At 61.2% G+C, this 16,792-nt stretch carries 16 protein-coding genes; 7 read left to right on the top strand and 9 right to left on the bottom strand.

Annotated features, from left to right (window positions below; all coding sequences use genetic code 11):
* Window positions 1-146: 146 nt before the first annotated feature.
* From htpG to K0B96_RS07570, 4 genes are all read right to left on the bottom strand, one after another.
* The gene (gene htpG / locus K0B96_RS07555) at window positions 147-1,988 is read right to left on the bottom strand and encodes a molecular chaperone HtpG (RefSeq protein WP_220165663.1); all 1,842 of its coding nucleotides are present in this window, start codon (window positions 1,986-1,988) and stop codon (window positions 147-149) included.
* A gap of 84 nt (window positions 1,989-2,072) precedes the next feature.
* Window positions 2,073-3,392 (bottom strand): hemolysin family protein, encoded by a 1,320-nt coding sequence (locus K0B96_RS07560; protein WP_220165665.1) that lies wholly within the window; start codon window positions 3,390-3,392, stop codon window positions 2,073-2,075.
* Window positions 3,393-3,440: 48 nt separating this feature from the next.
* Entirely contained in the window at window positions 3,441-3,602 is a 162-nt protein-coding gene (locus K0B96_RS07565) for a hypothetical protein (RefSeq protein ID WP_255558889.1), read from the bottom strand.
* A 1-nt stretch (window position 3,603) separates the two neighbouring features.
* On the bottom strand, window positions 3,604-5,214 hold the full coding sequence (locus K0B96_RS07570) for a sodium-dependent transporter (protein WP_220165669.1): 1,611 nt from the start codon (window positions 5,212-5,214) through the stop codon (window positions 3,604-3,606).
* 319 nt (window positions 5,215-5,533) lie between these two features.
* Here K0B96_RS07570 and K0B96_RS07575 point away from each other — a divergent pair, with 319 nt between their 5' ends.
* Complete coding sequence (locus tag K0B96_RS07575; RefSeq protein ID WP_220165671.1) at window positions 5,534-6,646, top strand: LptF/LptG family permease; 1,113 nt, start codon at window positions 5,534-5,536, stop codon at window positions 6,644-6,646.
* Between the two features lie 100 nt (window positions 6,647-6,746).
* Here K0B96_RS07575 and K0B96_RS07580 read toward each other — a convergent pair whose 3' ends face one another.
* Window positions 6,747-7,508 carry an SDR family NAD(P)-dependent oxidoreductase gene (locus tag K0B96_RS07580; protein WP_220165673.1) on the bottom strand — a complete coding sequence of 254 codons (762 nt, stop codon included), beginning with the start codon at window positions 7,506-7,508 and terminating at the stop codon, window positions 6,747-6,749.
* A 144-nt stretch (window positions 7,509-7,652) separates the two neighbouring features.
* Here K0B96_RS07580 and K0B96_RS07585 point away from each other — a divergent pair, with 144 nt between their 5' ends.
* Entirely contained in the window at window positions 7,653-8,117 is a 465-nt protein-coding gene (locus K0B96_RS07585; protein WP_220165675.1) for a YMGG-like glycine zipper-containing protein, read from the top strand.
* 84 nt (window positions 8,118-8,201) lie between these two features.
* Here the strand turns inward: K0B96_RS07585 and K0B96_RS07590 are convergent, their stop codons facing one another.
* Both K0B96_RS07590 and K0B96_RS07595 read right to left on the bottom strand, forming a co-directional pair.
* Window positions 8,202-8,915, bottom strand: coding sequence for a hypothetical protein (locus K0B96_RS07590; protein WP_220165677.1), 714 nt, complete (start codon window positions 8,913-8,915; stop codon window positions 8,202-8,204).
* Between the two features lie 140 nt (window positions 8,916-9,055).
* The gene (locus K0B96_RS07595; RefSeq protein WP_220165678.1) at window positions 9,056-9,673 is read right to left on the bottom strand and encodes a TIGR02466 family protein; all 618 of its coding nucleotides are present in this window, start codon (window positions 9,671-9,673) and stop codon (window positions 9,056-9,058) included.
* 171 nt (window positions 9,674-9,844) lie between these two features.
* On the opposite strand from K0B96_RS07595, the gene K0B96_RS07600 reads away from it, so the two are divergent.
* Together K0B96_RS07600 and K0B96_RS07605 are read left to right on the top strand one after the other, a co-directional pair.
* Window positions 9,845-10,822 (top strand): formylglycine-generating enzyme family protein, encoded by a 978-nt coding sequence (locus K0B96_RS07600; protein ID WP_220165680.1) that lies wholly within the window; start codon window positions 9,845-9,847, stop codon window positions 10,820-10,822.
* Between the two features lie 116 nt (window positions 10,823-10,938).
* Window positions 10,939-11,535, top strand: a complete 597-nt coding sequence (locus K0B96_RS07605) for a hypothetical protein (RefSeq protein WP_220165682.1) — start codon at window positions 10,939-10,941, stop codon at window positions 11,533-11,535.
* 69 nt (window positions 11,536-11,604) lie between these two features.
* Here the strand turns inward: K0B96_RS07605 and alr are convergent, their stop codons facing one another.
* Together alr and K0B96_RS07615 are read right to left on the bottom strand one after the other, a co-directional pair.
* Window positions 11,605-12,756, bottom strand: a complete 1,152-nt coding sequence (alr, locus tag K0B96_RS07610; RefSeq protein WP_220165684.1) for an alanine racemase — start codon at window positions 12,754-12,756, stop codon at window positions 11,605-11,607.
* Window positions 12,753-13,373, bottom strand: a complete 621-nt coding sequence (locus tag K0B96_RS07615) for a peptidase M22 (RefSeq protein WP_220165686.1) — start codon at window positions 13,371-13,373, stop codon at window positions 12,753-12,755. The genes alr and K0B96_RS07615 overlap by 4 nt, the downstream gene beginning before the upstream one ends.
* A 79-nt stretch (window positions 13,374-13,452) precedes the next feature.
* Here K0B96_RS07615 and tig point away from each other — a divergent pair, with 79 nt between their 5' ends.
* The 3 genes from tig to clpX are packed head-to-tail and all read left to right on the top strand — an operon-like array spanning window position 13,453 to window position 16,777.
* Entirely contained in the window at window positions 13,453-14,775 is a 1,323-nt protein-coding gene (gene tig, locus K0B96_RS07620; RefSeq protein WP_220165688.1) for a trigger factor, read from the top strand.
* 27 nt (window positions 14,776-14,802) lie between these two features.
* A complete protein-coding gene (locus tag K0B96_RS07625) occupies window positions 14,803-15,426 on the top strand; it encodes an ATP-dependent Clp protease proteolytic subunit (RefSeq protein ID WP_255558891.1) in 624 nt (207 codons plus the stop codon).
* Between the two features lie 58 nt (window positions 15,427-15,484).
* Window positions 15,485-16,777, top strand: coding sequence for an ATP-dependent Clp protease ATP-binding subunit ClpX (gene clpX / locus K0B96_RS07630; RefSeq protein WP_220165690.1), 1,293 nt, complete (start codon window positions 15,485-15,487; stop codon window positions 16,775-16,777).
* Window positions 16,778-16,792 lie beyond the last annotated feature (15 nt).

Here is a 16,792-nt window from a genome sequence, read left to right on the forward strand (position 1 = left end):
TCGTCGCGTTCCACTCGGGCCGCCAACGCTTGAAGTCGGCGAACGCCCGCGGAAATTTTAAATCGCGCGGCCGCGGGCGCCAGACACGCCCCCGGCCGGTCGTGAATGTGGAGGGGGCCCGGTGTCTGGCGATCGATGCGGAAAGGCTAGACGGTTTCCAAGAGCTTGTTGAGCCGTGCCACCATCGCGCTGGCGTCTTCGAGAAGACCGGCGCTGATCAATGCGTTGTCGAGGAGTTGCTCCGCGATAAGCTGGGCTTTTTCGGGCTCGGCGATGTGCGAGGCGGACAACCGCTTGATGATGGTATGGCGGGGATTGATTTCGAGGTTAACGCGGAGCGGAGAGTCGACCCCGTCTTTATTCATCGCCTTCATCATCCGGCGCATGTGCGGGGAGGTGAATTTGTCGGCGTTAAGGGCGAGCACCGGCGAGTCGACCAAGCGGTCGCTGGCTTTAACGTCCGCGACGCGTTGCCCCAATGTTTCCTGCATCCATTTCGTGAGCGCTTTGACGTCGTCTTCGCTCAATGCACCCTCGGGTTGGGGCAAATCACTCAACTTCACGTCGGCGTGATCGGCCGCCGTCAATTTTTTGCCGTCGAATTCGCGCACATTGTTCATCACGTATTCATCGACGGATTCGTAGCAGAACAGGACCTCGAGATTGCGGGCCTTGAAGGCTTCGAGATACGGTCCGCTCTCGATCGCGGCGCGGTTTGGTCCGATGAGATAGAAAATATCCTTCTGCTCGGCTGGCATGCGCGAAACGTAGTCGGCGAGGGTGGTGGTCTTGCCCTTTTCGGTCAGCGATGACTCGAAGCGCAGCAGTTTAACGAGTTGGTCTTTGTGCGCGAAATCCAGCGCGGCACCTTCCTTGAGAAAAATACCGAACTCGCCGTAGAATTCGTTGAACGCCTCGGGATGGTTCTGGGCCTCTTCGTCAAGGAATTTGATAAAGCGTTTCGTGATGACTTTATTAAGTTTATCAATGAGCGCCTTATCCTGCATGGTCTCGCGCGAGATGTTGAGCGGGATGTCTTCGCTATCGACCACGCCCTTGAGGAAGCGGAGCCATTCGGGCAGCAGATCCTTGGGCCGCGCGTCGATCAGCACCTTGCGGCAGTAGAGTGCGACGGCAGGTTCGAGACGGGCAAAGCCGAGTTTTTCGGTGTTTTCCTTGGGGACGAAGACCAAGGCGTTGATTGAAAGTGGGGCGTCGGCGCTGAAGTGGAGGCGGAGGCGCGGTTCCTCGGCGGCGTGGGTCTGGAACTTGTAGAAAGCGGTATATTCCTCGTCCTTGATTTCCTTTTTATTGCGGAGCCAGAGCGCCTGGATCGTGTTGACGCGTTTGCCGTTGAGGTTGATCGGGAACGAAACGAACGCACTGTAACGCTCGAGAATTTCTTTGACCTTCCAGTCCTCCGCAAAGTCGCCGCAATCATCCTTCAACTCGATGACGATCTTTGTGCCACGACGTTCGCCTTCGCTCGGTTCGACTTCATAGCTGCCGGAGCCATCGCTCGTCCACACGTGGCCGGGCTCGTTAAGGCGCCAGGAGTGCGAGTAGACCTTCACCGACTTCGCGACCATGAATGCGGAATAGAAACCGACGCCGAACTGACCGATGAGGTTCGTATTTTTCTGGCCGCCTTCGCCCAGGGCTTTGAGAAACGCCTTCGAGCCGGAGTGTGCGATTGTGCCGAGATTTTCGATCAACTCCGCGCGCGTCATGCCGACGCCGAAATCCTGCAGGGTGATGGTCTTGGCCTTGTCGTCGGTGGTGACGTTGATCTCCAGCTCGAGTTTGTCGTCGTAGATTTCCTTTTCCGTGAGTTGCAGATGGCGCAATTTTTCCAAGGCATCGGAAGCGTTGGAAACCAGCTCGCGGATGAAGATTTCCTTCTCCGTGTAGAGCGAGTGGATGACGATATCGAGCAACTGCTTGATCTCGGCTTGGAACTCAAATTTCTGCGGCGCGGTAGTAGACATGGATGAAAGAGTAGATGCTTATAGGAAAGGGCGGAAACCCGCTAGTTTAGCAGGTTGCCCCAAAAATCAAGCCAGCGGAGCAACTCACACTTCAGGCGGGAGGATGCGCTGAAACCGCACGCGCCGGAGTCGCTCGTTCTGGACCTCCGCTGCCGTGACGCGGCATTCTCCGATTTGCATGCTCTCGCCGCGTTTGGGAGCGTGGCCGAAGTTGCGCTCGACCCAGATCGCGACGGTCTCGCGCGGGATCCACTCGAAATTCCAACCGGTTTCAGCCTGAAGTTCGCGCATCGTAAACGATGCCGACACGACTATATTTTGGTCGGTGTGCTCGAAGACGGGACCGGTCTCGATGTCCAGTTCGTCGCGAATGTCGCCGACGATCTCTTCAAGCACATCCTCGAAACTCACGATACCCGCCAGACGCGCATCTTTGTCGAGCACGACGGCGAGGTGATTGCGCGAGGTGCGGAAGAGCTCGATCATCGTGTGAATCGGCGTTCGCAAAGTGAACGTCAGGACGGGGCGGATCAGGGGTTCAAACGGGGTGTCGGGCCCCAACGCCTGCAATTGCCACAGCCATTCGCGCACGAGCAGGATGCCTTTCACCTCGTCGAGCGAACCCTGACAAACGGGGAAGCGGCTGTGGCCGTGCATTTGCGCGAGACGCAAGTTTTCAGCAACGGGGTGGTCGAGCCAGAGGGCCACCACTTGCTCGCGCGGGCGCATGACTTGCTGCGCGGTGACGGTGCGCAGCCGCAGCGAACGCACCATGAGGCGGTTGATCAAAGCGTCGCCCGGATGCGCATGTCGCGAGTGGCTGAAGACGTATTCGAGCTCTTCGGTGCTGAAATTGTGCTCCGCGTCGTCGACGGATTCCAAGCCGCTCCAGCGCAGGATGCGGTTGGCCGTCGCATTCAACAACCAGATGAACGGAAAGAAGACGTAGTAGAACACCATCAGTGGCGCCGCGACGACGGTGGCGACGGCCTTGGGTCGCTGAATCGCGAGAGATTTGGGCGCGAGTTCACCAAAGACGATATGCAAAAACGTGATCACGCCAAAGGCCGCGGCGAACGAGATCGACGAGACGGCCGAGGGATCCGTGATGCCTATGCGGCCCAGCAGAGGCGCCAGGCGGTGGGCAAGAAACGGTTCGCCGACCCAGCCCAGTCCGAGACTCGTGAGCGTGATGCCCATCTGCGTCGCCGACAAAGCGGCGTCGAGATGTTGCGTGGCCTTGAGCGCAATGCGCACGCGCCAGCCGCCGGTTTTCAGCAGGGGCCGCAACTGGCTGCCGCGGACTTTGACCAGCGCGAATTCCGCCGCGACAAAGAAGCCATTGGTGGCAACGAGCACCGCCACCACGAGAAGCTCGAAGCAGATGCCGAGGAAAGTGCTCATGCTGCGCGCTGACGCCCCGGAAGGACGCCAACGCTCCTGCGCCTGGCACTACCGTTCGTCAACGCGCCCCTCCTCGATCGGTTCCACGTGCGCGAGGTCGTGGTCCGTTTTGTTTTTCGGGCCCTGCACCACACGCACAATGCAGTAAATGAAGAGGGTCGTCACAAAGCCGACCGACAGCACAAGATTGATCCATCCTCCGGTAGTCATGTTATTGGGGTGAGTTGGCTTCGGCGGCATCGCGAGCCGCCCAGCGTTTGCCGGCGAAGTGAACGAGGATGAGACTGAACACGGTGACGGCGGCGATGAAGGCGATGGTCAGCCGCGCCACTCCGCTGGGGTGCGCGCCGATCAAATCGCCGACGTAGCCGGTGGGAGCAAAGACGGGCGAGGCAAAGGAGAAGTTCCAGCCGGCCACGTTTTTCAGCAGCCACATCACGAAGACGACCAGCAGAAACGAAGGAGTGACGTATTTGAGGATAAATCGGTAAATGTGCGGCACCCGCATTTCCGCTCCCTCGTGCAGCAATTTCCAGCCGCGGTCGATGCCGATGATCCACGCGAAGACAAAGACGAGGATCGAGGCTTGGATAAAAAGCATCAGCGTGCCGACCCAGAAGTCGATCGTGTCGAGTGCCTTCAGATCCTTCGAATAATACCACACGAAGAGTGTGCCGATCCCGGTGACAACCGCCAGAATCGACAGCGATGCCTTGCGCCCGATGCCGAGGCCTTCTTCAAGAAACGCGACGCCGGGTTGCAGCATCGAAAGCGAGCTGGTGATGGCGGCGAGGAAGAGCAGCACGAAGAAGATGGAGGCGAACAGTTGTCCGCCGGGCATGCGGGCAAAAACTTCGGGCAGCACGTGAAAGCCCAAGGCGAACGTGCCTTGGCCAGCGACGCCCGCGGCGCCCAGGAACATGAAGGCCGCCGGCACCGTGATCAAACCGCCGAGGCCGACTTCGCAAAATTCATTGGCGGCCGACGCTGTCAGGCCGGACAAAACCACATCATCTTTTCCCCGCAGATAACTGGCGTAGGTGATGATCACGCCGAAGCCCACGGAGAGGGAGAAGAAGATCTGGCCTGCTGCTGCGAGCCAGAGCTCAGGGTTCTTGAGGCCTTGGGCGACGTTGCCCGGATTCCAGAGATAACCGAGGCCGTTGAGGACACTTTGGTCCGGCTTGGTGGGATCGGGTGTGCCGAGCGTCAATACGCGCACCAGAATAATGATGGCGATGAAGATCAACGCCGGCATGGCAAATTTGCAGACCATCTCTATGCCTTTGGAGATGCCACGATAGATGAAGTAAAAGTTCAGCACGTAAACGATCAGCACGAAGATTCCCACGTCCCGGAGTCCGAAGTGAATCCCCACGCCGTCGGCACCGGCCCCCGTGAACATGCTGAAGAACGCGCCGTAATCTTTGCCGACGATGCTCAAGCCACCATGCAATGCGTTAACCGCGTAGCCGAGGCACCAGGCCTCCACGTAAACGTAATACATGTAAATGATCACCGGGGTGAAAAACCCGATCACCCCCAGATACCGGGCCCATGGCTTTTTCACGATGACGTGGAAAATTCCGGAAGTGGAGTGATAGCCCTGACGACCGCCTTCGCGGCCGAGCGACCATTCGACCCACCCGATCGGGATGCCGATCAGCAGCAGGGAAATAAAATACGCGATCATGAACGCGCCGCCGCCGTATTGCGCTGCGAGGCCGGGAAAACGCAGGAAGTTTCCCAATCCCACCGCGCTGCCGGCCACGGCGAGGATGACGCCGATGCGTGAACTCCACGCCTCTTTTTGTTGAGCCATGGGCGAAAGAGCTGACAGTGCCCGGGATGCGCCGCAAGGGCGGAGTAAGAAACATTTTGTGACACGAAATTCGCGGATTTTTGAGCTGAAGGAGGCGCGGAAATTCAGCACCGGAGTCTCCGTCACAAGTGCGTCAGCCGCACGTGCCGGCGGGGCGGCGAACGCGAGGGTATCTGCGTCCCGCTTCGCGTTGCCGTGACTCACTGGTCTTCGAGGCGACGCGCGAAAACGCCCTGACGGTGAAGCGCCTTCTGCATTCCCGGCGAGCAGACTGCTTTCGGCTTTGCGTCGGTGTGGCGGCGCCGTTTCATCGGTCGCGTTGAACACGTTTGACCATTACCTGCTGCGCGAATGGCTGAAGATTTTCGGCCTGCTCCTCTGCGCGATGCTGGGCTTGTTGTTCATGCAAGGGCTCTATGACAATTTTCGCGATTTGCTGGAGATGCGGGCCAGCGCAGGCGAGGTGGCCTTTTATTTTGCGGTGTTGATGCCGAGTTTTTTCACACTCGTGCTCCAGATCGCGCTGCTGCTCTCGTTGCTTTTCGTGCTGGGCCAGTTGCACCGGCGGAACGAATTTCTTGCCCTGCGTTCGGCGGGTGTGGGCGTCATGCGCATGACGCGCGTCATCTGGCTCGCCGGCGCGCTGTTGTGCGCGGTGATGGTGTGGCTCAATTCGACGCTTGTGCCTTGGTCGGTGGAGGCTTCGGAGCGATTGCGCGATTCGCTCAAATATCGCTGGCAGGAAAAGTCGGGGCAGGCGGACCGCGCGGGATTGATCTTCGATGTGGGATTCGACAACCAGCGCGACCGGCGGATCTGGTTCATCAACCGTTATAGCAACGCGCAACACCGCGCCTACGGCGTGAGCGTTTCAGAGCTCGATCCGCAGCGCCGCGAGCGCGAGCGCATCATCGCGGGCGACGGATCCTACAACGCCGAACGCAAAGCGTGGACGTTTCACGAGGGTCGCGTGCAGTCCTACGAACCGCTCACCGGCGTAACGATGTCATCCGTGCCGTTTGCCACGCTTGAAAGGGCGGATTTTCACGAGGATCCGCAGTTGATCAGTGTATTCGACCGGCGGCCGGTGGATCTCTCGTTTTTCGAGCTGCAACGCATCATGGATTACTTCGCTTACGAAGATAATCCCAAGTTCGCCCGTTACGCCGTGCGTTATTACGGGCTGCTCGCGGATACGTTCGTGCCCTTGATCATCATCGCCATCGCGGTCCCGTTTGCGATGTCGGGCATTCGGGTGAACCCGGCGGTGGGCGTATCGAAGTCGCTGGGACTTTTCGTGCTCTACATGCTGCTCTCGCGGCTGGGCACGCAGTTGGGCAGCAACGAAGTGATTGATCCTATTCTCGCCGCGTGGGTGCCGAATCTTGGCATGGCGGCGCTGGCCGTGTGGCTCGTGCGCTCGATGCGTTAGAGGCAGCCGCCGCGCGCGCTGCGGCAGTTGGTGTCGATGCCGAGTCCGGCGAGTCGCTGCGGCTCTCGAGCGCTCCGCGGAGGAAAGCGCCACCACTTGCTCAGGTGCGCAGATAACTGGCGCCGTTGGCATCCACGATGCACCCGGTCAGGGAAGCGGGTGCGTCGAGCCCGAGCCAAACGGTGAGTTGGGCGATCTCCTCTGGCGTGGCGACGCGCCCGAGTGGAATGTCGCGCACCAAGTCCCTCCCGGCGGAGCCCGCGAGGTGTTCCGTCGCCATGTCGGTTTCGACCCAGCCCGGTGCAACTGTGAAGACGTAAATGTGCTGCGGCGCCAACGCCTTCGCGAGCGACTGACCGAGAGCGTTAAGGCCGGCTTTACTGGCGCCGTAGGCCGGCGCGCGAGGTTCTCCGCGAAAAGCGCCGCGCGATGAAATGTTAACGATCCGGCCGCCGCTGCCGCACTCCTGCCATGTGCGCGCCGCGTGAAACATCAAGTGCGCCGGCGCCACCAGATTCGTCGCGAGCGTCTGCGCCCACGCCTCCGACCAGAAGGCCAACGAGACGGACGAGTCTACGACGGCATGTTCGGTATAGACGCCGGCGTTGTTGATCAGAAGGTCGACTCTGCCGAGTGCGGCGTGCGCTGCGTGCCAGAGCTCAGCGGGGGCATGGTCGCGGCTCAGATCAGCCTGCAAGACGAGGTGTCCGCTGCCAGGAAGCGAGTCGCGCAGCGCTTCGGCGGCAATGCGGTTCGTCGCGTAATGAAGAGCGACGGTAACGCCGCGAGTGGCGAGATGTTGGGCGATTGCCCGGCCGATGCCGCGCGATGCGCCGGTGACGAGGGCGGTGGAAAGGGACACGCTCGCGAGGCTGGAAGCCGGCACGAGAGAGTCCAGCGTCGAGCGTCCGCAATTTCGGCGCGCTTAAGTGAGCGTTCTTGAAGATGATAAAATCATGAGGCGTTTTTCTGTAAACAATCCCGTTTCGCGGACGTCACACTGGGCATGATGAAAAAACTATGCTCCCTCTTGGGCTTGGTGGCCGTTGGCTTCACGCCGGTTCAAGCGCAAGTGTTTCAGCCCAACCAAGTGCGCGGCGGCATCCTTGGGGCGGTGGCCGGGGCGTTGATCGGCGGTCATAATAACGATCGCTGGGCGGAAGGCGCGGCCATCGGGGCAGTCGCGGGCACGCTGATCGGCACCATGGCAGACCGCAATGCCTACGCCGCGCCCGCACCAACCTACGCCTACGCCGGGACGCAGACGCAGGTGATCGGTGACGCTCCCTACGTCACCTCCGCGCCCGTAGTGACGCAGACCGTAATTTACGTGCAGCCTGCGCCAGTGCGGGTGGTGCGGCGTCCCCAGGTGGTTTACGTCGCGCCGGCGCCGGTGTTGGTGATTGGCGGCCGGGGGCACTACGCGAGCCCGGGGTATTCGCGCACCCATGTGCGCGGTCGCCGTTGGTAATCGGCAGAACGCGTTTCTGTCTTTGCGGATTGGTTTAGTGCGCCGCAGCCCGTTTTGGGCTGCGGCTTTTTGCTGGCGAGGCGATTAATGGCCCACGCGCGAGGGGGTGGCGGCAGCGGGCGTCGGCTCGGATTCGAGGGCGACGGGCGTGACGGTGACGACTTTGCGTTCGGTTTTGCCGTTCACGCGCAGCGCGACAGTGATGGGCAACGCGTAGGAGGTGAGGCCGAGACGAGAGTTCATCGGATCGCTGGTGGCGGCCGCGCCGGGCGCGAGCGACATCTTCGCGGGCTGCACGGCGAAGTCGCCGAGATCGGACGTGAAGTCGATGAATTCCACGTCGATGGGCTGCGCGGATTTGTTGGTGAGCTGGATCACCATGACCACGGGAGGCAACGGACTTTCGCCTCGCAGGCGCGCCGGTTCTTCCACCTCCGCTTCGGGAGCGCGGTTGAGTTGATCAGCAGGACCAAATCCAAACGCATCCGGCTCGCGGTTCCCCGCGCTGCCGTAATCACCACCGCCGGCTTGAATGCCCGCGAACTTCGGATTGAACCCGTGGCTTTTGCCACCACGGCGGCGGGCACCAGGCAATCCGCCAACGCCGCTGCCGAGTTCGATCGTCGCTGCGATCTGACCGTCGAAAAACGTCGCATGCGCTTCCATAGGCGGCACCGATTTGCGCTCTTCTTCCATGCGCGCCTCCATCTTCGCGCGCGAGTGAGACTCGCAGCCAGCTGCTACCAATAGAACAGTGAGCAGAGAAATCACCGTGAGAGGAAAGGTCGTGGACTTCATGGAAAGGGAGCGGTGTGACGCGCGCAGGGGGAAAAGGTTGCCTCGCGACTGCAGCAGAGAGAGGCGCGTGGCAATGAAGAGGTCGAGGTGTATCCGGCGGGATTCGCCGATGCGCTGACGGAACGTTGGCCAACTTGGCGCTACCGCCACTGGTAGTTGAAACTGATGCTGATGCGTTCACCGGCGGTGCGGTTGGACGCCACTTCGTGTCGAAGCCAGCTTTCGAAGAGAATGACCTGCCCGGCTTGAGCTTCGTAAGTCACGTGCGCGCGCTGGTCGTCGCGCGCATCGGAGCGGCGCGGGGGCGCAGCCATGAATTTGCTCAATCGTGGGTCCTCGAATTTCAAGCCCGGGCAGCCGTCGGGCGTGGCGACATAGTAGGTGCCGCTGATAAACGAGAGCGGGTGGAGGTGCAGCGAATGCGCGGCAGTGGGCGGCATGATGTTCACCCAGCAATCGGTCATGACGATTTCGCGACCGCGCAGATCGAATTCGAGCTCCCGGGCGAAGGCGCGCACGTGGCGGCTGAGTTTACGCTCCAGCCCGGTAAAGGTGCTCGAGAACCGCTGCAGCTCATTCAGGGAGGCGTAGCTGGTGTAGCCGCCGGGATAGTTCTTCGCGGACCAGGCGCGCCCGGCGCGGTCGAAGTCGCGAAGTTGCCTGCATTCCGCGGCGAGGTCGCGGTTGAACGCAACGAGGCCGCGCGCTTGCAAGGGCTCCGAGTAGATGAAGGTGGAAAACCAAGCGCGGACGGACATGGACGAAGCGTGGCCGCAAGATGCGCGCGCTCCAAGCTCATTGAGTAGGTCACGCGGCGCGTGTCATCAGCCGCGATTTTTCCGGCAAGTCGTAAGTGCTCTGCGGTCGCGACGTGAGGCGGGAAAATGGCTGGCATCCATCCACCGCGTAGAGCAGCTTCCATGCTGCGCATGACTTCAACGGACGGCAATTGCTGTGCACCCGGTCGCACCTCTTCGGCAGTCGCGCCGACGTCGTTGGAAGGTGCGGGCGCTGGCACGTTTCAGCGCATGAGAAGCGCCTCGGTCGAGGGCATGCGACGCATCCCGGGCGGGGACTTTTTGATGGGCAATGAGCGCAACTATGGTTTCGCCGCTGACGGCGAGGGCCCGGTGCATCGCGTGCGACTGGATCCCTTCTATTTGGACGCGACGACGGTGACCAATGAGCAGTTCAACGCCTTTGCGAATGCCACGCGTTACAAGACCGAAGCCGAGCAGTTTGGGTGGTCATTCGTTTTCTATGGTCATCTTTCGACGTCGCAGCAGCAGGCGGCGGCGCGGGCGGTGGTGCAGGGCACGGAGTGGTGGTGCCGCGTGGATGGCGCCGCGTGGCGTCACCCCGAGGGGCCGGGATCGACGATCAAGCAACGCTGGGCATATCCGGTCGTGCACATCTCGTGGCGGGATGCCGTGGCGTACGCAGCGTGGGCGGGCAAACGCCTGCCGACGGAGGCGGAATGGGAATGGGCGGCGAGGGGCGGATTGGCGCCGGAAAACCGCTTCCCGTGGGGCGATGAATTGGAGCCGGACGGCAAGCATCGAATGAATGTATGGCAGGGCGTTTTTCCGTCTCACAATACGGCCGCCGACGGCTACGTTGGCACGGCGCCGGCGAGGGCCTACAAGCCGAATGCGTATGGATTGTATAACATGACGGGCAACGTGTGGGAGTGGTGTTGGGATTGGTTTGCCGCTGACTATTACCAGCGATCTCCCGCCGAAAATCCCACAGGACCCGAAGCGACCGACCGGCGGGTGTTGCGCGGCGGCAGCTACCTGTGCCATGCGAGCTATTGCAATCGTTACCGCGTAGATGCTCGTAGCAGCAATACGCCCGACAGCAGCGCGACGAACATCGGGTTTCGTTGCGCACGAGATATCGAATAGAGTGGCGGCCGTGCTGCGTGGATGTGTGGGAGCCCGCGACTGCGAGGAAGATGTGAAAGATCGGCGACCCGTGGCGACCGATTGACAAACGCACAACGTTTGCCCGAAGTCAGAAAGTGAACGTCACCTGGGTCATTCTCATTCCCGCGCTGCTGCTGCTCTTTTTCCCGGTTCAAATCCTGCTGCCCAGCAGTGTCGTCTTTCGCGTTTACGAGCAGACGCCGCCTCGGGGGACAGGTCGGTTTCCGTGGTGGTGGACGTCGGCCGTTTGGTTGGACCCGATTTGCGGATTCGGCGGGGCGTTCCTGTTGGATCAATACGTCTTTTCAGTGCCGGACGACGCCAAGGGTTTTCTCTTATTGGCGCCGGCCTTGGCGACGTTTGTGTGTGTGCTGGTCTCACTGCTGTTTCGCATGCCAGCGCGGCGTGACCGGCGGGCGGCATTCGCACCGTTGGGGTTTTCGGTCGGATTGGTGTTCGCGCTGATGCCGCCCTTGGTCGCAGCCATTGGAATCATTCTTGCGCTTTGCGCGGTGGGTGGTTTCCGGCATTTCGGCGCGGCTTTTGTCGCGGGAGCCGCAGCCGTGGCGGCCGCAGGAATTCTATTCAAGGCCCCGCATATCGAAGTGGTCACAGTGGCGATTTTGGTCGGCCTGCCGTTCGTGTTTTCGACGGCGACCTATCGCGTGCTGACGTTTCCCAGCCGGCGTTGAGGTGCGGGCCGGCGGATGCGGGCCGCATTGTGGGTTGGCGGGTGAGATATCCAGCTCGACCGCCAATCGTCAGACGCCGAGCGCGGTGCGGTAAAAACGCGGGACGCGTTTCGTGATGGAACAGAGCGTTTCCCAAGGGATGGTGTCCGCCCAATGGCTGAACTCCACCAGGGAGACTTCATCGTGGCCTTGTCGGCCAATGATCACGGCTTCGTCGCCACTGGCGATGGGGGGAGCATCGGTGATGTCGACGATGGTTTGATCCATCGTGACGCGGCCAAGGACGGGGCAGCGTTGACCGTGAATGAGGACGCTCGCGCGGTTGCTGACGGCGCGAGAAATGCCATCGCCGTAGCCGGCGCAAAGAATCGCGATGCGTGAATCGCGCTCGAGCGTGCGCGTGCGACCATAGCTGACGGTGGACCCGCGCGGCAGCGTTTTTGTGAGGCCGACGCGCGTGTGGAAACTGAAGACCGGCTCGGCCCGAACTTGGGGGAGCAGCGCCCCGGGGCGGGGGAGCACGCCGAATTGCAGGAGTCCGATGCGCACGGCGTTAAAGGGACTGGCATCGGGGAGCGATTCGATGCCGGCGCTGTTGTCGGCGTGGACGAAAATTTCGCTCAGCCGCAAGCCGCGGCAGCGCTCGAGGGCGGCGAGAAAGCGGCGGCGCTGCTCGGTCGTAAACGCGGCATCTTCATCGGGACTGGCGAAGTGGGTGAACACGCCATCGAGGCGCAAATGGGAGGCGGCACTAATGCGAGCGTGAAGCGCGGCGGCATGTTCGTGCCAGACGCCAAGGCGACCCATGCCCGTGTCGATTTTCAGATGCACGCTGATCGGCCGCTGCGCATCGAGACCCACGCGGTTGAAGCGATCGACTTCTTCTTCGGTAGAGACGGTGGCCGCGAGATCGTATTCCGCGAGATAGCGATCTTCGTTGGGCAGGAGCGGGCTGAGGAGAAGAATGGGCCAGCCGGGCCCGAGTTCGCGCAGAATCGCCGCTTCGGAAATGTTGGCTACTGCAAACAAATCCGCGCCGGCGTGCATCAGACGGGCGGCAATGTGCGGCAAGCCGTGGCCGTAAGCATCGGCTTTGACGACGGCGACATAGCGCATGTGCGCCGGCAGCGCGGCGCGGATCAGGTGGAGATTTCGTTCCAGCGCCGCGAGGTCGATCTCTGCCCAGCACCGACGAGGTAACGCCGTGGAAATGGTGCTCATGGCGCGCGGTGGATCTGCGGCGTCCACGTCACATACGAGGGTTCCGTCTGCAGGAATGCATCGGGGGACTCCGCCTCGTGAAACAGATCGTGGTCGGGCACGCGTGCGAGCAACTCGCGCACGTCGTAGATGATTTCCGTCAGCCCGGCCGGAGGCGGCGCCCACGCGCGAAAACCGGACGGCGTGGTCGCAGCGGGCGGAATGTGTTCGCGGGCGAGCCGGAGGAGGGGGTGTCCCGGCGTGGCCACATGCCAGTGTTCGCGGCGGGCATCGCTGACGACCGTGCGGCCCGTTGCCTCTGCGACGAGTTGCAGGCTGCGAAATGCGTAGCACGGCCGCGGCGCGAGGGCGCACCAAGCGCGAACGGCCATCGCAGCGGTGCGCACGCCGAGCACGGATCCGGGACCTTCGCAAAAAACAAAGGCGCGCATCGCGGCCGGATCGACCGCGAGTTCGTCGAGACAGCGAAAAAGGGCGACCCCGCTTTCGGCGTCCGAAGCGGCCCACCGACCGGGCTCCTCCGCGGACTGGAACACGCCAACCTGCACCCGCGCCGAGGCGCTATCGAGCAGCAGGAGTGGCGTGGAGGAGGTGAGCAGGGCGCGGAAACTGGGCATCTGGTTTCAGAGATTGACCGTCCGGGAAAGCGTGCCGTAGCTTGACCAATTCTTTCAACGAAAACCTCTTTGTTTCGCTGTGAACATCCAACTGACCAACGTCTCCGACACTCGTAAAACTCTGACCGTCACGCTCGAAGCGAGCGAAGTGGCGGCCGAGCATCAAGCCGTGGTGGCGGAGGTGGCGAAGGTGGCGCGCATCCCCGGTTTCCGTCCGGGCAAGGCGCCTGCGACCATGATCACCAAGCGTTTCGCGAAAGAGATCGCGGACGAGTTTCAACAGAAGGTGACGTCCAACGCGTATCGCAGCGCGCTCGAGCAGGAGAAGCTCGACGTGTTGAACATTGTGAGCGTTGAACCCGGCAAGATCGAGGCCGGCCAGCCGGCGACTGTGACGATCACGTTGGATGTGCGCCCCGCCTTTGAGATGCCCGACTACAACGGGTTGCCGACCGAGGTGCAGCCGACCGACGTGACCGACGAAGAAATTGACCGCGTGATCGAAGGTCTCCGCTCAGAACGGGCCGACTTCAAAGTCGCGGACCGGGCCGCGCAGAAAAGCGATTACGTGAAATTGGCTTACGAGGGAGAAATTGATGGCAAGTCCGTGAGCGAGCTTGCGCCGGACAAACAGATTTATGCCAAGGTCCCGCAGACGTGGGAGGAAGTTGAAGGCGAAAACGACGGTGTCATCCCGGGTCTGGGCAAGCAACTCGCGGGCCTGAAAGCGGGCGACAAGAAGGACATTACGGTGACGTTCCCGGCGGAATTCGCCGCGGTGCCGGCGCTCGCGGGAAAGACAGCGGTCTACCACGTGGAAGTGCAGGAAGTGCGGGAGCGCGTGCTGCCCGAACTCGATGAAACGTTCTTCAAGGCGCAACAGGTGGACAGTCTCGAGGCCTTGAAAGATTCGACGCGCAACAATCTGAAGCTCCAGAAGGACTATCAAAACCGCTCGGCCCAACGGCGGCAGGTGACTGAGGCGCTCGCCGCGCGGGTGGCATTCGCTGTGCCGGAATCTTTGGTGGAAGCTGAGACGCAAGGCGTGCTGCGGCAGTTCATCGAAGAGAACATGCGTCAGGGAATTCCCGCGGAGCAGTTCGAAAAGGATAAGAAACAGCTCTTCGAAGGGGCGCGCAAAGCCGCCGAACAGCGCGTGAAAACGCAATTGCTGCTCGCGAAGGTGGCCGAAAACGAGAAGCTCCAAGTCACGGAGAAAGATCTCGATTCCTACATCTACAACCAGGCGATGCGCACGAACCAACGCGCGGACAAACTGGTGAAGGATCTCACGAAGGATCGGGAGCGCTTGCGTGCGGTGCAGCAGTCGATCATTTTCGACAAGGCGGTTGATTTTCTGGTGTCCAAGGCTACGGTGACAACCATTCCGCCGAAGGCGTGAATGGTCTGATCAACGAACACCAAATACGTGAGCAACTACTACATACCAACGGTCTGGGAAAACACCGGGCGGGGCGAGCGGCAGTGGGATATTTTCAGCCGCCTGCTTAAAGATCGCATCGTTTTTATCGGCACGCCGATCGACGATGGCGTCGCCAATGCGATTATCGCGCAGCTGCTTTTCCTCCAGATGGAGGACGCCAAGAAGGATATTCACGTTTACATCAATTCGCCGGGCGGCGTCGTCACAGGTGGCATGGCCATCTATGATACGATGAACTTCCTGCAGTGTGACATCGTCACCTACTGCGTCGGCATGGCGGCGAGCATGAGCACGGTGCTGCTGGCGGCCGGGACGAAGGGCAAGCGTTTCGCGTTGCCGAACAGCCGCGTGATGATTCACCAGCCTTCGGGCGGCGCCGGCGGGCAGGCGGCGGATTTCGCAATCGCGGCCCGGGAGATTCTGCGGTGGCGCCAAACGTTGAACGAGATCCTCGCGCGGCACACCGGTCGGACGGTCGACCAAGTCCAGAAAGACTCCGATCGCGATTACTACATGAGCGCCGACCAGGCGAAGGAATACGGAATCGTCGACCACGTGGTGGCTAACACGCGTGATGCTCAAACGCTAGCGGTGCCGAGCGCGGCCTGAGCCGTCCGCGGCCTCGTATTCGCTCGACAGAATTCGCGTTTGAGGCGATTCACAGCTCATGGCTAAATCGTCGCGGATGACCCTCTGCTCGTTCTGCGGGAAGTCGCAGGCCGAAGTCAAAAAGATCATCGCCGGCCCTGGGGTCTACATCTGCGACTCGTGCGTGAATGTCTGCAAGACGATCATCGAGCGCGAGGTCAAGCAGCCCAGCCCCGAAGGGAAGCCGGCGTTTCGTTTGGTCAAGCCTTCGGACATCAAGGCGACCCTCGATGATTTTGTGATTGGGCAGGACCACGCGAAGAAGGTCCTCTCCGTCGCCGTTTACAATCATTACAAGCGCCTCATGTTCGACTCGAACCTGGGGCGCGATGGGGCGGCGCTTTCGCCGGAGTTTAATGATGTCGAAGTCGAGAAAAGTAACATCCTGCTCGTCGGCCCGACCGGCTCGGGGAAAACGCTTTTAGCACGAACGCTGGCGAAGATTCTCGATGTGCCATTTGCGATCTCGGATGCGACAACGTTGACGGAAGCGGGTTACGTGGGCGAAGACGTGGAAAACGTCGTGCTGCGGCTTCTGCAGTCGGCCAACTATGATGTGAAGCGTGCCGAGTGCGGGATCGTTTACATCGACGAAATCGACAAGATCGGCCGCAAAACGGAAAACGTTTCAATCACACGCGATGTCTCGGGCGAAGGCGTGCAACAGGCATTGCTGAAAATTCTTGAAGGCACGGTGTGCAACGTCCCGCCCCAAGGCGGCCGGAAGCACCCGAACCAGGAATACGTGCAGATAAACACGGCCAACATTCTTTTCATCTGCGGAGGCGCGTTTGTCGGTCTCGACGCGCTGGTGCAGCGCCGAATGGGGCAGCGCAGCCTGGGGTTTTCGTCGATCAAAGCGCAGCACGAGCAGGCGTTGGCGCCGGAGCAAATGATGAAGGCGCTCGCGCCGGAAGATTTGGTCCGTTTCGGAATGATTCCCGAATTTATCGGACGGTTGCCGGTCGTTTCCGTGCTCGACCAGCTTCAAGTCGCCGACTTGGAAAAAATTCTTCTGGGCACGAAGAACGCGATGGTGAAGCAGTATTCAAAACTGTTTGCCATCGACGGTGTCCGGTTGCGGCTCACGGCCGATGCGGTGCGGGCCATCGCCGCGAAAGCGATCGAGTTGAAGACGGGAGCGCGGGCGCTCCGGTCGATCATGGAAAATCTCATGCTCGACGTGATGTATGATCTTCCGCAGCGCGACGACGTGACGGAAGTTCTCGTCGACGCAGGCGTGGTGGCCGGACGGCGGCGGCCGACGCTGCGTCGAGGCGGGAAACCGGAAGCGCGCGAAGACGCGGCGTAGGGCGAGAGCGCCGTG

It is taken from the genome of Horticoccus luteus (assembly GCF_019464535.1).
GTDB lineage: Bacteria > Verrucomicrobiota > Verrucomicrobiia > Opitutales > Opitutaceae > Horticoccus > Horticoccus luteus.